General features: G+C 65.2%; 18 protein-coding genes. 11 read left to right on the plus strand and 7 right to left on the minus strand.

From position 1 onward, the window contains the following. Positions 1-29: 29 nt before the first annotated feature. The 3 genes from ACZY1F_RS15785 to ACZY1F_RS15795 all read right to left on the minus strand — a co-directional run bounded on the left by ACZY1F_RS15785 (position 30) and on the right by ACZY1F_RS15795 (position 2,566). Positions 30-797 (minus strand): glucosamine-6-phosphate deaminase, encoded by a 768-nt coding sequence (locus ACZY1F_RS15785; protein WP_463942890.1) that lies wholly within the window; start codon positions 795-797, stop codon positions 30-32. Positions 798-881: 84 nt separating this feature from the next. Further along, positions 882-1,607 (minus strand): FadR/GntR family transcriptional regulator, encoded by a 726-nt coding sequence (locus ACZY1F_RS15790; RefSeq protein ID WP_463942986.1) that lies wholly within the window; start codon positions 1,605-1,607, stop codon positions 882-884. Between the two features lie 155 nt (positions 1,608-1,762). Next, positions 1,763-2,566 carry an alpha/beta hydrolase gene (locus tag ACZY1F_RS15795; protein WP_463942988.1) on the minus strand — a complete coding sequence of 268 codons (804 nt, stop codon included), beginning with the start codon at positions 2,564-2,566 and terminating at the stop codon, positions 1,763-1,765. A gap of 211 nt (positions 2,567-2,777) precedes the next feature. Between ACZY1F_RS15795 and ACZY1F_RS15800 the strand changes: the two genes are divergently transcribed. The 5 genes from ACZY1F_RS15800 (at position 2,778) to ACZY1F_RS15820 (ending at position 6,847) form a co-directional block, all read left to right on the plus strand. Further along, the gene (locus tag ACZY1F_RS15800; protein ID WP_463942891.1) at positions 2,778-3,758 is read left to right on the plus strand and encodes a GDSL-type esterase/lipase family protein; all 981 of its coding nucleotides are present in this window, start codon (positions 2,778-2,780) and stop codon (positions 3,756-3,758) included. A gap of 167 nt (positions 3,759-3,925) precedes the next feature. Beyond that, entirely contained in the window at positions 3,926-4,657 is a 732-nt protein-coding gene (locus ACZY1F_RS15805) for a GAF and ANTAR domain-containing protein (RefSeq protein ID WP_463942893.1), read from the plus strand. 251 nt (positions 4,658-4,908) lie between these two features. Next, the gene (locus tag ACZY1F_RS15810) at positions 4,909-5,691 is read left to right on the plus strand and encodes an ANTAR domain-containing response regulator (protein WP_463942895.1); all 783 of its coding nucleotides are present in this window, start codon (positions 4,909-4,911) and stop codon (positions 5,689-5,691) included. A gap of 138 nt (positions 5,692-5,829) precedes the next feature. After that, positions 5,830-6,573, plus strand: coding sequence for a GAF and ANTAR domain-containing protein (locus ACZY1F_RS15815; RefSeq protein ID WP_463942897.1), 744 nt, complete (start codon positions 5,830-5,832; stop codon positions 6,571-6,573). Further along, positions 6,560-6,847, plus strand: coding sequence for a hypothetical protein (locus ACZY1F_RS15820; protein ID WP_463942899.1), 288 nt, complete (start codon positions 6,560-6,562; stop codon positions 6,845-6,847). The genes ACZY1F_RS15815 and ACZY1F_RS15820 overlap by 14 nt, the downstream gene beginning before the upstream one ends. A gap of 100 nt (positions 6,848-6,947) precedes the next feature. Here ACZY1F_RS15820 and ACZY1F_RS15825 read toward each other — a convergent pair whose 3' ends face one another. The 4 genes from ACZY1F_RS15825 to ACZY1F_RS15840 all read right to left on the minus strand — a co-directional run bounded on the left by ACZY1F_RS15825 (position 6,948) and on the right by ACZY1F_RS15840 (position 11,586). Further along, the gene (locus ACZY1F_RS15825; RefSeq protein ID WP_463942900.1) at positions 6,948-7,931 is read right to left on the minus strand and encodes a ribokinase; all 984 of its coding nucleotides are present in this window, start codon (positions 7,929-7,931) and stop codon (positions 6,948-6,950) included. After that, complete coding sequence (uriT, locus tag ACZY1F_RS15830; protein WP_463942902.1) at positions 7,928-9,355, minus strand: uridine transporter UriT; 1,428 nt, start codon at positions 9,353-9,355, stop codon at positions 7,928-7,930. Before uriT ends, ACZY1F_RS15825 begins: the two co-directional genes overlap by 4 nt. Next, positions 9,356-10,384 carry a uridine-preferring nucleoside hydrolase UriH gene (uriH, locus tag ACZY1F_RS15835; RefSeq protein WP_463942904.1) on the minus strand — a complete coding sequence of 343 codons (1,029 nt, stop codon included), beginning with the start codon at positions 10,382-10,384 and terminating at the stop codon, positions 9,356-9,358. 149 nt (positions 10,385-10,533) lie between these two features. Continuing rightward, positions 10,534-11,586 carry a LacI family DNA-binding transcriptional regulator gene (locus ACZY1F_RS15840; RefSeq protein ID WP_463942906.1) on the minus strand — a complete coding sequence of 351 codons (1,053 nt, stop codon included), beginning with the start codon at positions 11,584-11,586 and terminating at the stop codon, positions 10,534-10,536. A gap of 212 nt (positions 11,587-11,798) precedes the next feature. Between ACZY1F_RS15840 and ACZY1F_RS15845 the strand changes: the two genes are divergently transcribed. The 6 genes from ACZY1F_RS15845 (at position 11,799) to ACZY1F_RS15870 (ending at position 18,567) form a co-directional block, all read left to right on the plus strand. Next, positions 11,799-12,977 carry a Gfo/Idh/MocA family protein gene (locus ACZY1F_RS15845; RefSeq protein WP_463942908.1) on the plus strand — a complete coding sequence of 393 codons (1,179 nt, stop codon included), beginning with the start codon at positions 11,799-11,801 and terminating at the stop codon, positions 12,975-12,977. 42 nt (positions 12,978-13,019) lie between these two features. Continuing rightward, a complete protein-coding gene (locus tag ACZY1F_RS15850; RefSeq protein WP_463942910.1) occupies positions 13,020-13,718 on the plus strand; it encodes a ThuA domain-containing protein in 699 nt (232 codons plus the stop codon). Next, the gene (locus tag ACZY1F_RS15855) at positions 13,703-14,821 is read left to right on the plus strand and encodes a Gfo/Idh/MocA family protein (RefSeq protein ID WP_463942912.1); all 1,119 of its coding nucleotides are present in this window, start codon (positions 13,703-13,705) and stop codon (positions 14,819-14,821) included. The genes ACZY1F_RS15850 and ACZY1F_RS15855 overlap by 16 nt, the downstream gene beginning before the upstream one ends. Positions 14,822-14,866: 45 nt before the next feature. Then, the gene (locus ACZY1F_RS15860; RefSeq protein WP_463942914.1) at positions 14,867-15,904 is read left to right on the plus strand and encodes a LacI family DNA-binding transcriptional regulator; all 1,038 of its coding nucleotides are present in this window, start codon (positions 14,867-14,869) and stop codon (positions 15,902-15,904) included. A 53-nt stretch (positions 15,905-15,957) separates the two neighbouring features. Continuing rightward, a complete protein-coding gene (locus ACZY1F_RS15865; protein ID WP_463942916.1) occupies positions 15,958-17,067 on the plus strand; it encodes a GTP pyrophosphokinase in 1,110 nt (369 codons plus the stop codon). Positions 17,068-17,244: 177 nt separating this feature from the next. After that, positions 17,245-18,567 (plus strand): glycosyltransferase family 87 protein, encoded by a 1,323-nt coding sequence (locus ACZY1F_RS15870; RefSeq protein ID WP_463942990.1) that lies wholly within the window; start codon positions 17,245-17,247, stop codon positions 18,565-18,567. Positions 18,568-18,602: the final 35 nt, after the last annotated feature.

Consider the following 18,602-nt stretch of genomic DNA (forward strand, 5'->3'; position numbering starts at 1 on the left):
TCCCATAGGTACAGGCACCCAGCCAGCGCTTAGACGCTGGCGGCAGCCCCGGACACGCGCACGGCGACCTGCCCGCTCCCCTGCGCCAGCTGCGAGGCTGCGGCTTCGTCAGCCACCACCGTCACGTGCATGTGCAGCTGCAGGACAGACCCGGGGCAGTCAGCGGTGACGGGCCCGTTGAGGGCGGCGGCCAGGATGCCGGCCTTGTCCGCGCCGTTGACCACCAGCAAGAGGTGGCGGGCTTCCAGGATGGTGCCCAGCCCCTGCGTGATGCAGCGGAGCGGCACCTCCTCCGGAGTGCTGAAGTAGCGGGCGTTCGCCTCGCGGGTGCGTTCCGTAAGGACTTCCACGCGGGTCCGGGAGTCCAGGGCAGAGCCAGGCTCGTTGAAGGCCAGGTGGCCGTTGTGGCCGATGCCGAGGATCTGCACGTCGATGCCGCCGACGCCGGCAATGGTGGCGTCGTAGTCAGCGGCGGCGGCTTCGGGGTCCGCGGCGCTTCCGTCCGGCACAGCTACGTTGGCGGGATCCAGGTGCAGCCGTTCAGTCACTTCGCGCCGGACAACCTCGGCGTAGCTTTCGGGGTGTCCGGCGGGCAGGCCCACGTACTCGTCCAGGGCGAAGGCACGGACGGAGTTCATGTCGAGCTGGTGGTTGGCGAGCGCCGCGTAGATGGGCAGCGGCGATCCGCCGGTGGCCACACCCAGGACGGCGTCGGGCTTGCTGCGGATGACGGCAGCGAGGATGCCGGCGGCTACTGAACCGGTGGCTGAGGCGGTAGGCACAACAAAAATTTCCACGACAAAGGGCACTCTCTACGAAAAGGGCAGGGCTAAATCCGCCCGGATCGCGGGCGGCGAAGAAAAAGGCGGAGGGAAAACAGGCTAGGCGGCCGCGACGTCCTTGAGTTTCAGGCGGATGCCGTCAAAGTGCCGCTGCAGGCGCTCGGACGCAAGGGCCTTGTCCTTGTTGGCCACGGCCTCGAAGATGTCCCAGTGGTCCTGCGTCTGCTGCTCAAGGTTAACCGGGCCGGGACCGATGGCCAGGTGGATCTTGCGGTAAACCTGCCAGAACACATCCATGAGGTTGATGAGCAGCTCATTGTTCAGGGGTGCGTACAGGCGGCGGTGGAATTCGGCGTCGTGCTCATACAGCGGCTCCCCCTTCTTCGCCGCGTCCTCCATGGCTTCCATGGTGGACCGCATGTCAGCCACGTGCTCGTCGGTGAGCAGGTCAATGGCCGGTCCGATCAGCCCGGACTCCAGGGCCTGGCGCACATCGATGAGCTCCATGGCCTCTTCGCCCTTGTGGCGCAGGGACAGCCGGCCGCGGAAGGTCAGGCCTGACACCAGGGCGCTGAAATTGTTGGGGGCCACGAACATGCCAAAGCCGTGCCGGATCTCGATGACACCCAGCGCCTGCAGCACTTTCAGGGATTCGCGGACAGTGTTGCGGCCCACGCCGAGCTCGGCGGAGAGCTCGCTTTCGGTGAGCAGGGCGTCGCCGACGTCCAGGCCGCGGTCCAGGATAAGGTCCATGATCCGCGTCTGCAGGGCATGCGAACGGAGCTGCGCGCTGAAACGGGCGGGCGATACTTCTTGCGATGCGATGGCCACGTGGGTCTCCTCCTTGCCGCGTTTTGGGATCGCGACTTGTCCTACATCTCAAGCGTACAGGAGATGGGACGTCCAATGTCTAAATATGGGGAACCTATTTTGAGCAGTTCCAACCCGGAGGCACCCAATCTAACCCAGGAGCGCCGGATCTAACCCAAAAGGGACCGAACCAGCTCGCGGCACGCCCGGTAACCAGGCGTTTTGGGATCGATAAGAGCGTAATGGTCCCCGGGAACCCTGACCAGCCGGGTGTCCATGCGTGCAGTGGTTCCGGCGTTGACATAGGACTGGGACTGGCCCAACGGCACGGTGGTGTCCTCGGATCCATGGACTGCGACAACGGGCACAGCCAGCGGAAGGGCGGTCATGGGGTCCGCGAATCGATAGCGGTGCGGATATTTCGACGACGATCCGCCCAGGAGGTTGCTCACCGCACCATTGCTGAGGTTCAGCTTCTCCGCATCGGCCAGGTTGAGCAGGCCGGACTGGCTGACGACGCCGGTGAGGTGCACCGCCGTCGCATCATCACGGCGCGGTACCTGGCGGTCGGCGTCCGGCATACCCAGCTGGGCGAGCTTGCCCCGGCCGGCAGCCCAGGCAGCCAGATGCCCGCCGGCCGAATGACCCAGCGCCACCACCGAGCCAAGGTTCAGGGCGTGGCTGGCCGCGAGGTCGCCGAGTTTGTCGATTCCGGCGAGCACGTCGATGAAAGTGTTTGGCCAGCCGCCGCCGTTTCCGGCCCGGCGGTATTCAAGGTTCCAGGCGGCCATGCCATGGGCGGCCAGGTCCCGGGCAAGGGGCTCCCCCAACTCTGCGCCGTACTGCGAGCGCCAGTAGCCGCCATGGATCACCACCACCACCCCGCGGTGCTCACCGCCGGCCGGCAGCTCCGGCAGGAAGAGCTCGCCCCATTGGCTGGCGTCCTCGCCGTATTGGTACTTGTGCCGCTTCACTGCATCCCCCTTGGCACCGCCAGCGGCGGTACCGTCCCGCTCGGCGCCGGGCGAACACGCGGCACTGAGAGTTCCAACGGCAGCCGCGGCCGCCGCGCCAACCAGCGCGCGAAAGACAAACGTCCGACGCCGCAGATCAGCCATGTGCCGAGCCTACAGCGTGGCGCCTCCCGGCAAAGTCGCCGGGCGGGGAACCGGTAGATTTGGGCCCGTGGATTCCATCAACGCGCACTGGGCCGGGGCCTTCAAGATCATCATGGACGACGACGGCTGGCAGCACTTCCGGCGGCTCGATCCGGCCCTGCTGATATCCCCGGCCACGGACGGACTGGAGAACCGGGCCACCATGGGCGCCGGTATCCGGGCGAGCTGGACGGCGTCGTCAGGAACGCTGGTCCTGGACGCGGAAGGCACCGCCGACAGTTCACCGTTTGACGTCCTGGTGGATGGGAAACTCATCCACCGGGTGCCCGCGGCAGGCCGGGTGGCATGCGAGCTCGCCCTGGGAATCCTCAAGCCCGGGACTTCGGTCCAGCTGTGGCTCCCCCAGTTTGGGACGGTGCGGATCCGGGAAGCCTCGCTGAATGGCGAGCGCGTCCAGCCGGTGACCGAGTCCGGCAAACGCTGGCTGACATACGGCAGCTCGCTGACGCATTGCCAGCAGGCTGACGGACCATCGGAAACCTGGCCTGCCCTGGTGGCGAACCGGCACGGCTGGGAGCTCACCTCGCTGGGGTTCGCCGGCGAGTGCCAGCTAGACCCCGCGGCGGAGTCAACGCTGCAGCAGCTGCCGGCCGATTTCATCTCACTCTGCCTGGGCATCAACTCCTACAACGCCGCCGTCTTTTCAGAACGCAGCTACGCCAGCCAGGTCCTGGGTTTCCTCGCGAACATCCGCAAAGCCCATCCCCTGGCACCGATTGCCGTTATTACCCCCATGCTGTCGTTGCCGCGGGAGGAGCTGCCCAACGCCGTCGGGATGACCTTGAGGGACTACCGGGACGCAACGGCCGCCGTCGTGCGTGTCCTTCGGGAACGCGGCGACCACAGGTTCCACTGCCTGGACGGCGCCGCCGTCTTCACCCCCGAAGAGGCCGCGCAACTGATGCCGGATACGCTCCATCCTGACAACGCGGGCTACCGGCTGATGGCGGCACGGCTCGGTCCGCAGCTGGCTGCCATCGCGGGGTAATACTTCACGGGCCCACCGGCGGCCATCCGGGGAGGGCGTAGTGTCAGTAGCAGGAGATTTCGGGGTGGCACATAGGTCCGGGGTTGAATGTACGGGCCGCGCGCGAATAGAGCGCACAGCCGCCAGCCGGGTCGGGTGATCCCGGCGATCCTTGGAATTGAGGCCGCATGGCCGAGAATGATGCCCTGCCGACGGCGGAGCAATTACAGGACCTGCTCCTTGAAAGTCCGGGCTTCACGGAATTCCTTTTGGGACTGACAGCGATTTCTGCGTCCTTGTTGGGCGGGGAGACGCCCCTGCTGTGTGCCATCACGGTGGAACGCGACACCGGGCCCGTGACGGTCGCCAGCAGCACGGAGTCGGCCAAGACCCTGGACGAACGCCAGTACGCTTTCGACGATGGTCCCTGCCTGACGGCGTTGCGGGAGCAGCGTACGGTCCTGATCCGTGATCTTCAGAATGACGAGGGTTGGGCCTGGTATGCCGGGGCAGTCGCGGACGAAGGCATCCGGACAATCCTGGCTGTCCCCATCCCCACCGGCAACGGTTCCCGCTCCGCCCTGAACTGCTATTCCACCCAGCTTCATACGTTTGGGCCGGACACAGTGACCGCCATAGAGGAGCACGCGGCATCGCTTTCGCGGATCCTGCGGCTGGCAATCCGGGTGCATCCTTCAGACCCCTACCCGGAGCATTTGAGGTCGGCGCTGCGGTCCCGGGCCGTTGTGGACTCCGCTATAGCCCTGATCATGGTGCAGAACCGCTGCAGCCATGAAACCGCCGTCAAGCTGCTGCACCTTGCCTCCCGCAGCAGCAACCTCCGGCTGCATAACATCGCCGAGGACATCCTGCGCCGCGCGTCGGACATCCCTGTCGTCACAGGACGCGGGGAGAAATGACGGACGACGGCGGATTGGGCACCCACAGCCTGCCTTCAAGGCGGACCGGCGCAAGTTTGCGGCCGCACAGTTCCAGGACGGAAACATCAGCCTCCCCGGGTTATGGACCTGCTGTTACGGGATCGGCGGAAACGTCGACCAGTTCGGGCTGGACGCCTATCTGCGCGACCTGATGGAATTGGCCCCCCTGCAAATGGATCTTATCCAGACCGCCATCAAGGAGATCACGGCGGACGGACCAGGAAGTACTCATGTCCCAGGACTTTGATATCCGCGAACTCGAGTTCGGCAGCGTTGGACGTGACGGCGCCAGCCTGCACGACTTTGTCCTGCACCTCCAGGACCTCGTCCTTGCAAGCTCCGACGTCCGTGAATTCCTGGCGGACACGGCCACGATTTTCGCCGCGCAACTGTCGCAGCCCGGGAACCACTTGTCCTGCGGGATCACGCTAGTCCGGCAGAAGCGGCCGGTCGCTGTGGGCAGCAACGATACCCTCGCCCGGACCCTGGACGAACTGCAAAACAGTACCGGCGAGGGACCTCTTCTGGCTGCCTTTCGGACAGCAACCATGGTCCACGTCCCTGACCTGGACGCCGATCTCCGTTGGCCGAAATACAACAAGGCAGCCCGCCAGGCGGGCATCGGCTCCATCCTGGCCGTCCCAATGCATCTGCAGGCTCCTTCGCAGTCTGCGGTAATCCTCTACTCCCCCAACGCGAACGGGTTTCCCCAGTACGGAATCGATGCGGCTGTTGGGCTGACAGGCATCGCCGCCAAGGCGCTCGACTTGGCCCTGAACATCGCGCAGTTGCGTGATGCCCGTGACGACCTCTCCGCCGCCCTGAAATCGCGCACCGTCATCGACACGGCCATCGGGGTCATCATGGCGCAGAGCCGGTGCAGCCGCGATGCGGCATTCCAGATATTGGTTAAGGCGTCCAGTCACCGCAACATGAAGCTAAAGGAGGTGGCCGCCGGCATCATTTCCGGAATTGCCGGCGAACAGGTATTTCCCACCACTTACGATGAATAGCCGCAAAGCCGGTAATCGTGCACGCCAAGGTCCGTAACCCATCCCACACGTTAGGCTTTACCTGATGCGCTGCACGGTCAAGAACAGGCTCATCCGGCCCGCGGAGGCCGGTCACGCAGAATGGCCGGAGGCAAAACCATGATCAAGAAGTATCCCCTGGATGAACTGTCCACTGCCTTGGGCAGGATTATGGGGCTGCTCCTCACGGAAGAAAAAGTGGACCACGCGGTCCAGCATCTCGCCCGCGCCGTCAGGGATTCCATCCCGGGCACTCTTGGGGCAGGTGTCTCACTCCTTGATCCCCATGCCCGCCCGGTCAGTTACGGATCGACCGACAGCGTGGTGGAACGCGCTGACGCCCTGCAGTATGAACTGGTCCAGGGACCCTGCCTGGCAGCCTGGGCCACCCAAGAGAGCATCCTCATCCATGACGTCGCAACTGAAGCCCGCTGGCCAAACTGGAGCGCCGCCGTCGTTGGCATTCCAATCCGCTCAGTGATCAGCACCCCGCTGATCGCCGACGGGCAAGCAGTAGGTGCAATGAAGATTTACGCCGCCTCTCCCGGCGCTTTTGAAGATGCCACGACGGCCCTAATGGAGCTTTTCGCCGCGCCGACGGCAACACTCCTGTCCCATATCCAGACTGCCGAAACCCCGGAACGCATCAGTGAGGGCCTCCAAGCAGCCCTCTACAGCAGGGACCTGATCAACCGGGCCTGCGGAATACTCATGGAGCGACGCACGCTCACCGAGGACGCTGCCCTTCAGCACCTGATGCGACAGGCCCGCGCTACGCGCAGCACGCTTAAGGAAGTCAGCGCTACTGTCCTGGCGGGCGTCGCTTCCAACCCGCGTAGAGGCAGTGGTGATGGGCTTCGATAGCAGCGAACCGGAGCAACGCCGCAGGCTCCAGGCAGCATTGAATGCAACACACGTCAGCACCGGCGATCTGTGGCTCTATTACTTCGGCATCGGCGGCTCCGTCGGCGAGTATGAAGTGGAGGCCTACCTGCAGGGACTCCTCTCCCTCCCCGAACTGCAACGGGACCTGCTGGCCATGGCGGCAAACGAACTTTCCTCCGACCAAGCCGGCCCGCGGGCACCCTATGCGGACGAGCTGGGATCAGGGGATCCATCCCGTCCCGAGGATCCCTAGCGGGCCAGACCCTCTCTCACTTAATCCCCCTTTTGGCCGAACGCTCTCTCACTTTTTCAGGGACCAGTTCAAAGTGAGAGAGCGTTCCCTAAGAACGGGGCTACAGCGCTGCGGCACCCGAGGCGAGCAGGCACTCCACGTCTGCCACCTGCGGATAGGCTGCCTGCGTTCCTTTGCGCGTGGTGGCCAGCGCGGCGGCAACCGAGGCGAAAGCGGCGGCGTCAGCTAATGGCGCACCGGCTGCCAGGCGGGCGGCTACCGCCCCAGTGAAGGCGTCGCCCGCGCCGGTGGTGTCCACGGCCTTGACCTTGATGGGCGCTACCCGGACCAGCTGCTGCCCGGCAGGAGCCAGCGAATCCAGCACCACTGAGCCGTTGGCCCCCAGCGTGACCAGGACGCGTTGCAGGCCCCGCTCGGCGAAGTGCCGCCTGACCGCTTCCCAATCGCTGACGTCCGCGTCGCTGCCGGGAATGGCGGCGGAGCCGAGGAACAGCGACGCCTCATGGGAGTTGACCAGCAGGACGTCGGTCAGGTCTGCCAGCTGCTGCGGGATTTCCGCGTAAGGCGAGAGATTCAGCAGAACTGTAGCGCCGGCGTCGTGCCCTGCCTTAGCGGCGGCCTCAACCGTGTCAAGGCTGACCTCCAGGCAGAGGCAAACCACCGCGGCGCCGTCGAACGCTGCAGCCTCGACGGCGACGTCCGCCGGCGAGAGGGTGCCGTTGGCGCCTGCCGAGATGATGATGTTGTTCTCGCCGTTGGAATCCACGGCGATGACGGCGACGCCGGTGACTTCAGTCGCCGAGGCGCGAACACCGGAGATGTCCACCCCGGCGCCGGCAGCCGAGGACAGGAGCATGTCGCCGTTGGCGTCCGCACCAACGGCGCCTACCAGGCTGACGGCCCCGCCCAAAAGGCTGGCGGCGACGGCCTGGTTGGCGCTCTTGCCACCCGGGTTCACGGCGAAACCGTTGCCGTGCACCGTCTCACCAGGCAGTGGCAGCCGCTCACAATAGATGGTCAGGTCAGCATTCAGGGATCCGACGACGACGATCCGGCCTTGGGTGCCGGCCGTTGCGGAAGTCATTCGGCCACCTCCGCCTCGACGGGCTTGGGGATCAGGAGCGACGCGGCGAACGCGGCCACCGTGATGACCAGGCCCGTCACCACCACGGAGAGGTATGAGGCTTTCGCGTCGCCCAGTGCCGAGGTGGCCACCAGCACTGCGGGCAGCACCAGGAAGCTCAGGCCGGCGCCCAGGTTGAAGGCGCCCGCGTTCATGCCGGGCAGGAATCCCGGGTTTCCAGCGGGTGAGAGGACAACTCCGAGTCCGTTCAGCATGATGTTGACCGTACCGGCGTACATGATGCCCAGCAAGACCGTTCCGGCGATCATCATGGGCAGGCTGCTGAGGCCGAAGAACGCGATGACGGCCAAGGCGGCGATGCTGCCCAGCATGCCGATGCGCAGGACCTTGGTGTAGCCGAGCACCGGCGCGAGCCTGCCGCTGATGGGACCCACCAGCCAGCCGAGCAGGGCGTACGGGGTGAGGATGATCAGCGACATTTCCGTGGGGCCAATGCCGAATCCCGGGTCAGCCGCCTGAACGTACGCCGGCACGATCCCGTTGATGACGGCGAAAATACCGGTCATGGTCAGCGTGGTGGTCAGCAACGGCGCCCAGGTGGAGCGCTGGCGCAGGTGGACGGTTTCCACCATGGGCTGCTTGGCGCGCTTTTCCACAGTCCAGAACGCGTAAAACGCGACGGCGGCGACCACCACCAGCCCGATCGCCAGCAGGAGCGTGCCCGGCGAGAAGGCGCCCACCAGCTTGGAGCCCTCGTTGAGGGCCGTGAGCAGCGCACCAACTGCGACGACGATGAAGAACACGCCCAGCCAGTCCATCGAGGTGCCGGCGGCCGGCTTGCTTTCGCCGGCGAGGAAGGCGATCAGGGCTGTGGCCACGAGGGCCAGGACCACCATCAGCCAGAAGATGCTGCGGAACCCGAAGTGCTCGGCGAAGTAGCCGCCCACGAACGAGTCAACGCCGGCCACGCCGCCGTTGACCGCGGTGATGAGGCCCATAAGGGTCCCGTATTTACGCGGGTTGCTGACGGCGGAGCGCAGCATGATCAGGCACAACGGCACGGTGGGGCCGCTGACGCCCTGGATGATACGGCCCACAAAGAGCCAGGTCACGTCCGGGGCCATGGCCGCAATGACCGAACCGACAGCCATCAGCAGCATCATGCCGATCAGGATCTTCTTGCGCCCGATGATGTCGCTCAGGCGGGGCAGGAAGAGGGAGAACAGGGCGGCCGCGGTGAAGAACCAGGTCTGCGAGAGGCCAATGACGGCCTGATCGGTGTTCAGTTCCTTGCCCATGGTGACCAGGGCGGGGCTGAGCATGGAGGCGTTGAGCTGGAAGGCGACGCACGCGGCCAGCAGGGCGACCATCAGGGCGGTGACGTTGCCCCGGCTGGTCTTTGCCTCGGTAAGGGTGGCACTCATTTACTTGCCTCCCGTGACTGCTGCGAGGCCGGCAACCTCAAGAACGGCCGGTTCGCCGATGCGGACCAGGGCATCCGTGACGAGGTCCCAGAAACGGGCGTGGTCCAGGTCAACGGCCACGGAGGTGGTGCAGTCGTCCGGCGCGGGGGCCCGGAAGTCGGCCACGGTCATGCCGAGGGTCAGCGTGCCCTGGAGCTCGATGTCCACCGGAACCTTGCGGGTAGTGACGATGCTGGGATCGATCACGTAGGCCACGGCGCAGGGATCATGGACGGGCGGGAAGTCAAAGCCCTGGGCGTCCTTGTAGGTCTGGGTGAAAAACTCCATCAGTTCCATCACGAACTTGGCGGGTCCGGTGCCCACAGCCTCAATCTTCGCCACCACATCCGGGGTGGCGAGGGCCTGGTGGGTGAGGTCCAGTCCCACCATCACCACCGGCCACTTCTCGTTGAACACGATGTGGGCGGCCTCGGGGTCGATGATGATGTTGAACTCGGCCACGGCGCTCCAGTTGCCCACGTGGTATCCGCCGCCCATGAGGACAACTTCCTTGACGCGTTCCACGATGCGCGGTTCCTTGCGGGCAGCCAGGGCGATGTTGGTGAGGCCGCCGGTGGGGACCAGGGTGACCGTGCCCGGTTCGTGGGCCATCACGGTGTCGATGATGAGGTCCACGGCGTGGCGCGGGTCCAACTCGATGGTGGACTCGGGCTGCGCGGGGCCGTCCATGCCCGTCTCGCCATGGATGGACGGCGCGGTTTCGATGGTGCGGACCAGGGGCCGGCCGCAGCCGGCGGCAAATGGCACGCCGGTGATGCCGGCGATGGTCCCAACGGCTAGCGCGTTCTTGGTGACCTTTTCGAGTGTCTGGTTGCCCACCACGGTGGTGACGGCCAGCAGTTCAATGTCCGGGTTCCCGTGTGCGAGCAGGATGGCCACGGCGTCGTCATGCCCGGGGTCGCAGTCAAGAATGATTTTCCTGGGGGCGGGTTTTATCGGTTTGGATTCCACGTTAAATCTCCACGTCATTGGGGCCTGCCGAGGCAGTGGCCGAAAGTATTCAGTGTGATCATGGCACCCGCCCGGGCTGCGCGTCAAGCGCTTAACGTTGTCGCACGTCAAGCGCTTGACGCATAGACGCACCGGCAGTTCAGGGCAAGCAGTTCAGGGCAAGCAGTTCAGGCCGATTGCCCGCACTGCTGGGGCGGAGCAGTGGATTCGCGGATGACGAGGTTCGTGGCCAGCTCGACCCTGCGGGAGTCCAACGTCTCGCCGCGCATTTGGCGCAGGATGAATCGAAGCGCGGCCCGGCCCATCTCCTGCAACGGTTGGGCCACTGAGGTCAGCGCGGGTACGGATTCCTCCGCCTGGTACGTGCCGTCAAACCCCACCAGGCTCATGTCCTCCGGCACCCGCACGTTCTGCCGCCGGGCCTCGGCAAGCGCACCCAGGGCAACCGTGTCGTTTGCCGCAAAAACTGCAGTAGGACGCTCATCCAGCTGCAGCAGCTGCCTCATGCCCCGGACCCCGGCCTCGGACCGGAAGCTGCCCTGGACAATGTATCGATCGTCCACCGGGACGTTCCTTGCCCGCAAGGCGGCCAGGTAGCCGTGGAGCCGCGCCTGATTGCATTCGGCGCCGTCCGGACCGCCCAGGTAGGCGATCCTGCGGTGGCCAAGATCCAGCAGATGGGACGTTGCGTCTTTGCCGCCGGCCCAGTTGGTGGCGCCGATGCTGACCACGTTTCCGGCCGGTGGGTTGAGCGGATCAATGACCACAGTGGGAACTCCCCTGCGGTTGAAGGCATCAAGCTGGGGCTCACTGAAGGCGGAGGTCACCATAATCATTCCGCAGCGCCCCTCGTCCACAATCCGGCGGGCACGCTGTTCCGGGGTCAACCGCGAAGACCCCTGCTTGCTGGTGACGTTCAGCAGCACTTCAATGTCCGCGGCGCCGGCCGCATCCAGGATCCCGTTGAGGACTTCGATCGAGTAAGCGGAATCCAGAGAATCAAAGACCACCTCCACCGCCTGCCGGCCCGCAAGGTTCCGCCGCTGCTGGACCGGGGACTTGTAGCCCGTGCGCGCCAGCACGGCCATCACTTTGGATCGGGTCTCCGCCGCCACATCATCCCGTCCGTTGATGACCTTCGAGACCGTGGGCGCGGAAACGCCGGCCTCCTGGGCAATCGCTGCCAGGGTGAGCTTTCCCCGTTGCTCGCTGACGGTCATTTGGTTCTCCTTGGCTTTCGAAATATTTCGCTCCGTCAATTTTGCAGCCATCCACAGATTGCGTCAACGCATTGGCGGAATGCGGACCACAAAATGCCTTGACGCGCATTTGCAGTTCCGTTATTTTTGGTTGATTCTATCGAAAGCATTGCCGAAATGTTTCGAAGATATGAGCAGGCAACTCCAGTCACAGTGCCGTCGAAAGGAAATCAATGACTTCCGCAAAACCTTTGCGCGTCGGCATGGTGGGCTACGCCTTTATGGGCACCGCCCACTCCCACGCATGGCGGACCGCTCCCCGGTTCTTTGACCTGCCGCTTGAACCCGAGCTCACGGCTATAGCGGGCCGGAACGAGGACAGAGTCCGCGCCGCGGCCAACAAACTGGGCTGGGACTCCGTGGAGACGGACTGGCGGCGGCTGATAGAGCGCGATGACATTGACCTGATCGACATCTGTACGCCTGGTGACACGCACGCCGAGATCGCGATCGCCGCCCTCGAAGCGGGCAAGCACGTGCTGTGCGAAAAGCCTCTCGCCAACTCCGTGGAGGAAGCGGAGCGGATGACTGTTGCCGCGGAGGCGGCCGCCAAACGCGGAGTGTTCTCGTTGTGCGGCTTCAGCTACCGGCGGACGCCCGCGCTGGCGCTGGCCAGGCGGTTCGTGGAGCAGGGCCGGATCGGGACCATCCGGCACGTGCGGGCGCAGTACCTGCAGGACTGGCTCTCAGACGAGAACGCGCCCATGACGTGGCGCTTGGACAAGAGCAAGTCCGGTTCCGGCGCCCTCGGCGACATCGGTGCGCACAGCATCGACGCTGCGCAATGGATTACCGGGCAGAAGATAACAGGCGTTTCGGCCCTGCTGGAAACATTTGTTGCTGAGCGACCGTTGGCCGGCGATCGTGTCGGCCTGGGCGGACACGGTGAGTCGGGCAATGATGCGCCGCGCGGTTCCGTCACGGTCGACGACGCCGCGATCTTCAGTGCCCGGTTCGACGGCGGTCCCATCGGTGTCTTCGAGGCCACCCGTTACGCGTTGGGCTGCAAGAACGCGATGCGGCTCGAGCTGAACGGTACCAAGGGGTCTCTGGCCTTCGATTTCGAGGAAATGAACGTGTTGTCCTTCTACGACGCGGCCGAATCCCCCGACGCCGGCTTCCGGCGGATTTTAGTCACCGAGCCTGAGCATCCGTACGTCGGCAACTGGTGGCCCACCGGCCACGGCTTGGGCTATGAACACGGTTTCACCCACCAGGTGGTGGACTTCGTCACCGCCATCGCGGAAAACCGCCAGCCGAAACCGTCTTTCGCCGATGCCTTACAGGTCCAGCAGGTGCTGGCCGCCGTGGAGGACAGCGCGGCGAACTCCAGCCAGTGGCAGAACGTCTAAGACGTTGAGCACAGAACACGGAACCCCAGCAAAGGAATACCCATGACAGACAGAAAGACCGCACTCGTGGTCCGTGGCGGCTGGGATGGCCACCAGCCCATAGAGGCCACGGAGCTTTTCATTCCCTACCTGAAGGACAACGGCTTTGACGTCCGGGTCGAAGAATCCCCCAAAATCTACGCCGATGCCGGCTACCTGGCCGGCGTTGATCTCATCATGCAGTGCATGACGATGTCCACCATCGAGAAGGATGAATTCGAGGGCCTGCGGGCCGCCGTCGAGAATGGAACCGGCCTGGCCGGCTGGCACGGCGGGATCGCCGACTCCTACCGGAACACCTCGGACTACCTCCACCTGATCGGCGGACAGTTTGCCTGCCATCCCGGCAAACACCCCGACGAGCGCAGCGGCGAACAGTCCGACAACTACGTTCCGTACACCATCAACATGCTTCCCGCCGCGGAAATCCATCCCATTACGCGCGGCATCAGCGACTTCGAACTGGTCACCGAGCAGTACTGGGTGCTGGCCGACGACTACGTCGACGTCCTCGCCACCACCACCCAGAAGGTCCGCGCCTGGGATCCCTGGAACCGCGAGGTGACCTCGCCGGCCATCTGGACCCGGCAATGGGGCCAAGGCAGAATCTTCGTCGCCACCCCTGGGCACCGGGTGGAAATCCTCCAGGACAGCAACGTCCGCACCATCATCGAAAGGGGCCTGCTGTGGGCAAGCCGTTGAAAGTAGGAATCATTGGGTGCGGGGCCATCGTTGCCCAGTACCTCGCCAACTTCCGGCGGCTCGATGCCATCGATCTGGTGGCCGTGGCGGATCTGGATCCGTCCCGCGCGCAGGCTGTAGCCGAAGACTACGACGGCGTCCGGGCGCTCACGGTCGATGAACTGATCGCCGCCGACGACGTGGACCTGGTCCTGAACCTGACCATCCCGGCCGCCCACGCCCAGGTGGCCCTCAAAGCAATCGCCGCGGGCAAAAGCGTTTACGGCGAAAAGCCGCTGGCGGCCACGACGGGCGAGGCCCGCCAGGTGCTGGAAGCGGCGCGCGCCGCCGGCGTCCGTGTCGGCTGCGCCCCGGATACCGTTCTCGGAACCGGCATCCAGACCGCCCGCAAAGCGATCGACGACGGCCTGATCGGGTCCCCCATCTCGGCCACCGCCACGATGGTCACGCCCGGCCATGAACGCTGGCACCCCAACCCGGATTTTTACTATCAACCCGGCGGGGGCCCACTGCTGGACATGGGCCCGTATTACGTCAGTGCGCTGGTTTCCCTGCTGGGTCCGGTGGTCTCCGTGACCGGGGCGGCCAGCCGTACGCGGACCCAGCGGACCATCGGGTCGGGCCCGCGGGAGGGCGAGGTGATCCCGGTCAACTTCGACTCGCACGTGACGGGTATCCTGGTCCACGCCAACGGGGCGTTGTCCACCCTGGTCATGAGCTTCGACGCCGTCAAGACCAGGTCCTCCAACATGGAGATTCACGGCGAGCGCGGCTCCTTGGTGGTTCCTGATCCGAACCGCTTCGACGGCGACGTGGAACTGTTCACCCTCGGCGCCGGGACCTGGAAAACCCTTCCGGTCTCGGCAGGGTACAGGGGCTCCGGCCGGGGGTTCGGCATCGCCGATCTCGCGGCGACGCCGGAGGGAGCAGAGCCGCGCGCCGGCGGCCAGTTGGCCTATCACGTCCTCGACGTCATGGAGTCTGTGCTCGAATCGGCCCGCACCGGATCCTCTGTCCCGGTCCAAAGCACGGCGTCGCGACCGGAACTTGTGCCGCTCACAGCGTCACCGGATGACGCCCGCGTTCAGGAGGTCAGTGCCTAAGATCGCGGGTGCAGTGCGGGCGTTCCGGCCTACTACGATCGAGGTATGGAATCCGCGGAGCAGGTGCAGCAATCCGTCCGCTCGCGGCGCATCACGGCGGCCATGGTTGCGGCCCGCGCCGGCGTCTCGACGGCGACGGTTTCCCTGGTGGCCAACGGCAAGACTGCCGGCCGCGTCTCTGAGGACAACATCATCAGGGTGCGGGAGGCCATTTCCGAGCTCGGCTATGTCGTGGACAGCGTGGGCAGTTCGCTGGCCAAGGGCGTCAGTTCCATCGTTTTACTCGTGGCCCCGGACATCTCCAACCCGTTTTTCGCCAACGTGATCGCCGGGGTCCGGGAGTCGCTCGGGGCTGATTACCAGCTGCTGCTGTCCGTCACCGACGCCGGGGAGTTCCCGCAGGCGGACGACGTACGTAAGCTGATGGCGCTCCGGCCGGCAGGGCTTCTGGTTGACGCTCCCAACGCCGAATTCCTGGAGGAACTTTCCGCCGCCGGCCCCGTGGTCCTGCTGGATGCGCCGGGCCTCGAGGCCTACGCCCCGTCCGTCAATCTGGACGTTGCGCACGGCGCGCGCCAGCTGGCCGCGCATTTGGCGGATGTTGGGCACCGCCGGGTGGCCTACGTGGACAGCGTGACAGGCACGGCCACGTTTGAGGTCAGACGCCGCGCCTTCCTGGCCGCGGCCAGCGCACATGGAATGTCGGTGCCCGCTGACGGCATCATCAGTACCACCATCGACGTCGGTGCGTCCGCAGCCGCGTTCGCCGCCGCCTGGCCGGCATGGCAGGAGGCCGGGGTCACCGCCGTCGCCTGCTGCACGGATACCCACGCCTACGGGGTGCTGCAGGAAGCACGCGTGGCAGGCGTGCAGATTCCGGGCCAGCTGGCCATCGCCGGCTTCGATGATCTGCCGTACTCCGCGACCAGCAATCCCAGCCTGACCAGCGTGCACCTGCCGGCAACCTCGCTGGGGCTGAAGGCAGGTGGGCAGCTGCGCCTGCTTATGGAAGGCCGCCGGCTGGAGCAGCCGCAGCTGACTCTTGAAAGCTCACTGGTGATCCGCAACTCCACATCGGCATAACACTGCGCCACGCGTGACACTCCTCTGTCACACCCCCGCCGTAAGCTGGGGGCATGCCGAGTAACTGGGACAGCCTGGACATCAGCCTGCGTGAATCCGTGCAGGAAAACGTGGAGATCTACGAGCGCGTCCGCCCTGCCCTGAAGCTGGTCACCAAGGACGTTCTCCACATCCTCCGTGACATGTTGAAGGACACCGAAGTCACGCCGCTGTTTGTCACCGGGCGCACCAAATCGGTGGAATCGTTCCGGGAGAAGATTTCCCGGATCGAGGACCCGCTGGAACCCGGCGGACCCCCGGCGCTGAAGTTCCCGGACCCGTTCCGCACCCTCAACGACATGGTGGGCGTGCGCGTCATCACCAAGCTGCCGGCCGAGAATGCCTTGGTGGCCAACATCATCAAGCGCCAGCGCCAGATATTCGACTGCCGCGGTGACCGCGAGAAGGACATCGGTTCCATCGAGTCCGGCACGTACGGCTATTCCAGCCGCCACCTCATCCTGCGCACCATCCAGAACGAGGCCGTCAAGGAATACCAGCAGGCCTTCAACCCGGACATCCCGGCCAACGGCAGCTACTTCTTCGAATGCCAGATCCGCACCGTCTTTGCCCACGCCTGGAGCGAGATCGAGCACGACATCCGCTTCAAGGCCGAGGACCCCCGCGCCTGGACACCGCATTTCGACCGGCAGTTCACCGCCACCGCCGCCATGCTGGAAACCGTGGAAAGCGCCTTCGCGGACCTCCACGAACGCTACGAGGAAGTCCGTAGCTACTGGGATGTCGAGGGTGAGGGGGCCGCCCAGCTCACACCCAACCGGATCCGTGACGTCTGGCGCACGCTGCTCCCGCACGTGGACCGCAAAGTCGATGACGACTGGGGCTGGGCTGCCGAGCTCATGGCCGCCCACGGCCTCAACCAGACCGTCCAGCTGGCCGGCCTGCTCAGCGCCCAGCGGATCACCGAGGTCCGCAAGGCGCTGGACCACCGGTACTCCCCCGGCCCGGACCGCCTGCTGGATGACCTCCTGCTCTGGCAGTACGGCACCAAACACATTGACCTCACCGCAGAGACGCCCGACGCCGTGCCACACCCGCGGCGCGACAGCCTCCTGCGGCGGCTCAAACAGATCGAGCGCTACCGCCAGGCCAAGGCGACCTAACCGTTTCAAGCCCTGGAAAGAGACGGGCGCGGGGTCGCAGATTATTGGCCACCACGGACAGTCAACTACCCTTGACTGGTAGGGGCGGCTGTTGTAAATGGACCCCCGATGCTTCCGGTTCCCGCCCAGCGGCACGATCCGGCACCCGTTTTGCCCCTCTCTGACAAGGATTCCGCCATTTCCACGGACGCATTCTTCGCCTCGCTCACCCGGATCCGCAACGTCATTCTGCCGACGCCTGTACGGTCCTGGCTGAACACTTCCCGTGGGCTGCTCACCGGCTTCATCCTGGTGCACCTCGGATTCCTGATCTTCGGTGCGCTGCTTTCCCTTCGCGGCGAAGCGTTCAGTGACACGTTCATTTACCGTGACTGGGCTGCGGCTGGTTTCAACGAGGCAAACCTCAGCGGTGGCCCCAGCCCGTGGGTCTATCCAATCCTGGCCCTGATCCCGATGGCGCTGGCAGGGCTGGCGGGACCGGGACCGTTCTTCTTCCTCTGGGTGCTGATGACCACCCTCCTTAACGGCTGGGGCTTGGCCAAGCTAACTGACCGTGGCCGCAACCAGGACGCCATCCCGGCGGGCTGGTGGTGGCTCTGCTTCACGCTGTTGATGGGCTGGCTCGGCTTCGCACGCGTGGACGGCCTCACAGCTCCGATCGTTCTGGTTGCTTTGGCCTACGGAGTGGGCCGGCCGTTCATCGCCTCTGTCATCCTCGCCGCCGCCACCTGGGTAAAGGTCTGGCCGGCCGCGGTGATGCTGGCCCTCTTCGCCGTCGTCAAGAACCGTCTGCTGGTGGTACTTGCCGGCGTGGCCACGACAGCGGTGGTGGTGGCACTCGCCGCCACGATTGGCAGCGTGCCGAAGCTGCTGAACTTCCTGACCCAGCAGGGCGACCGGGGCATGCAGCTGGAGGCAACTTTCACCACCCCGTGGCTGTGGCTGTCCGTGCTGAACATCGGCGACTCCCGGATGTACATGAACACCGACATCAACTCCATGCAGGTGGACGGCCCCGGTACCGCGGTGATGTCCGTCCTGATGCAGCCGCTCCTGATCCTCGCCGCGCTGCTCGTGGCCGGGCTAACGTTCTGGGCACTGCACAATGGCAAGCTGAACCAGGATGCAAACGGCGGTGGCGTGGACCGCACCGAACTGCTGCTCGCAGGAGCCCTCACCCTCACCACCGCCTTTGTGGTCTTCAACAAGGTGGGCTCACCCCAGTTCATGGTGTGGCTGGCGCCCGCCGTGGCAGTGGGCCTGGCGCACAGCTGGCGTGAATGGCGGGTTCCCGCGGCCATGCTCATCGCCATCGCGGTGGCCACGTTCTTCATCTACCCGCTGTTCTACGATGCCCTCAGTCACAACAACCCCCTCATGGCCGGTGTGCTGACCATCCGCAACGTTCTCCTGGTGGTCCTGTTCCTGTGGTCGGTCCGGCGCCTGTACTCGCTGGGCAAAAAGACGTCCGCGTCCGTCCCCGCGCTCAAGGAGTCCTGAGATTTCCACGAAGTTCTTCGACCGGCTGGTCAGCG

It is taken from the genome of Pseudarthrobacter xylosi, from assembly GCF_055412765.1.